The organism is Endozoicomonas sp. SESOKO2 (genome assembly GCF_024606245.1).
In the GTDB taxonomy this organism is placed as follows: domain Bacteria; phylum Pseudomonadota; class Gammaproteobacteria; order Pseudomonadales; family Endozoicomonadaceae; genus Endozoicomonas_A.
This window is the reverse complement of record NZ_JAHHPQ010000814.1, coordinates 1-3,543: the sequence shown is the minus strand read 5'-3', so window position 1 is coordinate 3,543 and position 3,543 is coordinate 1. Positions and strand designations below refer to the sequence as shown.

The following is a 3,543-nucleotide window of genomic DNA, read 5'->3' as shown; positions in this document are numbered from 1 at the left end:
TGAAATGAGGAACGTATTTTCCATTTAAAACGACAGACTCACCGGTCTTGGGATTTCGACCCACTCTCGGCGCTCTGTAATGCAGGGAAAAGCTGCCAAATCCCCTGATTTCTACCCTTAACCCACTGGCAAGAGACTGAGACATCTGCTCAAGAATAGATTTGATGGCCAGCTCTACGTCCTTAACCGACAACTGATCTTGTTGCTCGGTCAGTCGTTCTATCAATTCTGATCGGGTCATTGTCGTTCATCCTTTCCCTGTACCCTTGGGTGACACTGAAGCCTCAGCATCATTACGGACACTGCACCCAGATCAGGTGATCAGCAAGACATTAAATATGTCATACTCGAGAACGGCTACGCATCTCGTAAGCCGGACACCCGACTATTCAGGCATTCCCAGACCTGATTGGGATTACAGACAATTCCTACCCTAGCCAACCCCATTCAATAAATCAAGCAACCTATTGATAACCATAAAAAAACCGCAGCCGGAGCCGCGGTTTACTTATGGAAAAAGATAGCCTCATCAGAAGCATTCTTCAACAAGTATTACTTGTTTTCCATCTGAGCCTTGATCAGGTCGCCGATAGTGGTAGGACCGGAAGTCTCGTCTTCTTGCTTCGCACGCAGTTCTTTCATAGCCGCCTTCTCTTCAGCCTGATCCTTCGCCTTGATGGACAGGGAGATATTGCGGTTTTTACGGTCGATACTGATGATGCGAGCTTCTACTTCTTCGCCTTCTTTCAGTACATTGGTAGCGTCTTCAACGCGATCAACACTGATTTCAGAAGCTTTCAGAGTAGCCAGAACGTCTTCAGCCAGCTTCACGGTCGCCGCCTTGGCAGTCACTTCCTTGATCACACCCTTAACAATGGAACCTTTTTCATTCAGGCCAGCGAAAGAGTTGAATGGATCTTCGGACAATTGCTTGATACCGAGGGAGATACGCTCGCGCTCAGCATCAATCGCCAGGATAACCGCTTCAACTTCATCACCTTTACGGTACTTGCGAACAGCTTCTTCGCCAGTTTCATTCCAGGAGATGTCAGACAGGTGAACCAGACCGTCGATGCCGCCGTCCAAACCGATAAAGATACCGAAGTCAGTGATAGACTTGATCTTACCGGCCAACTTGTCACCCTTGTTAAAGGAACCTGAGAACTCTTCCCATGGGTTTTGCTTGCACTGTTTGATACCCAGAGAGATACGACGACGCTCTTCGTCGATGTCCAGAACCTGAACTTCAACTTCGTCACCCAGAGCGACCACCTTGGATGGGTGGATATTCTTGTTGGTCCAGTCCATTTCAGAAACGTGTACCAGACCTTCAACACCTTCTTCCAGCTCAACGAAGCAGCCGTAGTCGGTCAGGTTGGTGATGCGACCGGATACACGGGTACCTTCAGGGAAGCGCTTGGTGATGGCAACCCATGGATCTTCACCCAGCTGCTTCAGACCCAGGGATACACGGTTACGGTCACGGTCAAATTTCAGAACCTTAACATTGATTTCATCGCCAACGTTCACGATTTCGCTTGGATGCTTGATGCGCTTCCAGGCCATGTCAGTGATGTGCAGCAGGCCGTCAACACCGCCCAGATCTACGAAAGCACCGTAGTCGGTCAGGTTCTTGACGATACCCTTAACTTCCAGACCTTCCTGCAGGGACTCCAGCAGCTGCTCGCGCTCAGCACTGTTTTCAGCTTCCAGAACGCTGCGACGGGAAACCACTACGTTGTTGCGCTTCTGGTCCAGCTTGATGACCTTGAATTCCAGCTCTTTGCCTTCAAGGTGAGCTGTATCACGAACCGGACGCACGTCAACCAGAGAACCCGGCAGGAATGCACGGATGGTGTTAACGTCAACAGTGAAGCCACCTTTGACTTTACCAGAGATGACACCTTTAACGATTTCTTCTGCTTCAAAGGCTTTTTCGAGTTCGCCCCAAGCTTCCATACGCTTGGCTTTCTCGCGGGACAGACGGGTTTCACCGAAACCATCTTCAACCGCGTCAAGAGCAACCTGAACTTCGTCGCCGACAGCGATGGTCAGTTCACCCTGTTCGTTCAGGAACTGAGCTTTTGGGATAACACCTTCAGACTTCAGACCTGCGTGAACAGTCACCCAGTCGCTGTCGATATCGACAACCTGACCGCTAACAATAGCGCCCGGCTTCATTTCGATATCTTTCAGGCTTTCTTCAAACAGTTCAGCAAAGCTTTCGCTCATGATCATTCCTATCAATCAGCACTTCAATCAACACCACCCCGGAAAGGCAGTTACTTCTGATCGCATGCTGGCCACACCGCCAGTCAGTGTGGGTTGTTTTTCAAAAAGCACCGTATGGCTGTAACTGGCAATCTGCACCATTCGGTTATTTGCGTCGGTCTTTCCGGAAATCGGTCAGACTACCTCAACAGAAACAAGCTGTTGAGTCTTCCTCAACAGCCCCAGGTTCCGAAACGATCATTTTTAATCAGATCAGACCATTCTGTCGCATGACATCCACTACGCGAACGAACACTTCCTGAATACTCAATCTGGTACTGTCCAGAACAATAGCATCATCGGCAGGTTTCAAAGGAGCGACATCGCGATTCATGTCACGATTGTCCCTGGCAAGAATGTCAGCTAAAAGCTGGTCAAAGCTAGCATCAATCCCTTTCTGTTGCAACTGATTTTGACGACGTTTTGCCCGTTCTTCTGCACTGGCCGTGAGGTAAACCTTGACATTAGCCCGGGGGAAAACCACGGTTCCCATATCCCTTCCATCGGCAATCAGACCCGGAGCTTCTGCAAAGTCCTGCTGACGATTTAACAAAGCTTTTCTGACACCCGGCAAGACTGCTACCCGAGAGGCTTTAGCCCCCACTTCTTCGGTCCTCAGGTTAGCGCCAACGCGCTCACCCTCAAGAATAATTTTCAGGCCTTCACCTTCAGCACCCGGTTCAAATTGAACATCCAGGTGACCTGCCAGTACCTCCAATGATTTTTCATCAGAAAAATCCACCCCATGATTCATCGCTGCCAGTGCTGTCAGTCGATACAAAGCACCACTGTCCAGCAGGTGCCAGCCAAACTCCTTCGCCAGCAGAGCCGCAACTGTTCCTTTCCCGGAGCCACTGGGACCATCAATAGTCACGACTGGCACGCTGATATGTGCAGAATTTTTCATTTACTGACTCTCTAATCCATGAAGTAATGAAAAATTACTTCTGCTTCTGCAAGCACCAACATCTCTCACGCTTGAATACCTATTGTTGATCCAACATGGACTGAACTCAATTACTTTCCTTCGCCCGAATTGGCTACAAAAGTCACTGAATCTCTCTGATTTTCATCAGAGTTAGCCATACAAGCCCTTCTTTCGAGAATACTGGCAAAGTTCTGCCGTGCAGACTGAGCTTGCTCAAACTTCGCCAGTATCGTATTGCTATCTTTTTCAACAATGGCCTGGCGAAGACGAGCCAGGCCTTCAGAAAACTGATCCAACGAAGAAATAATTGCTTTACTGTTACCCAGGGCGATATCGTGCCACAT

Annotated in this window: 4 protein-coding genes and 1 pseudogene; 1 reads left to right on the top strand and 4 read right to left on the bottom strand. The window is 49.1% G+C overall.

Annotation, left to right across the window (positions count from 1 at the left end; translation table 11 throughout):
- Together ihfB and rpsA are read right to left on the bottom strand one after the other, a co-directional pair.
- On the bottom strand, positions 1–241 hold a 241-nt coding region (gene ihfB, locus KDK17_RS19115; protein ID WP_257288833.1), incomplete at its 3' end, for an integration host factor subunit beta.
- A 311-nt stretch (positions 242–552) separates the two neighbouring features.
- Positions 553–2,232 carry a 30S ribosomal protein S1 gene (rpsA, locus tag KDK17_RS19110; protein WP_257279668.1) on the bottom strand — a complete coding sequence of 560 codons (1,680 nt, stop codon included), beginning with the start codon at positions 2,230–2,232 and terminating at the stop codon, positions 553–555.
- On the opposite strand from rpsA, the gene KDK17_RS19105 reads away from it, so the two are divergent.
- Positions 2,231–2,356 (top strand): hypothetical protein, encoded by a 126-nt coding sequence (locus KDK17_RS19105; RefSeq protein ID WP_257288832.1) that lies wholly within the window; start codon positions 2,231–2,233, stop codon positions 2,354–2,356. The two genes, rpsA and KDK17_RS19105, sit on opposite strands and share 2 nt — an antisense overlap.
- A 123-nt stretch (positions 2,357–2,479) precedes the next feature.
- Here KDK17_RS19105 and cmk read toward each other — a convergent pair whose 3' ends face one another.
- The gene (gene cmk, locus KDK17_RS19100) at positions 2,480–3,178 is read right to left on the bottom strand and encodes a (d)CMP kinase (protein WP_257279669.1); all 699 of its coding nucleotides are present in this window, start codon (positions 3,176–3,178) and stop codon (positions 2,480–2,482) included.
- Positions 3,179–3,288: 110 nt separating this feature from the next.
- Positions 3,289–3,543: pseudogene (locus KDK17_RS19095) on the bottom strand (bifunctional prephenate dehydrogenase/3-phosphoshikimate 1-carboxyvinyltransferase); the annotation flags it as partial.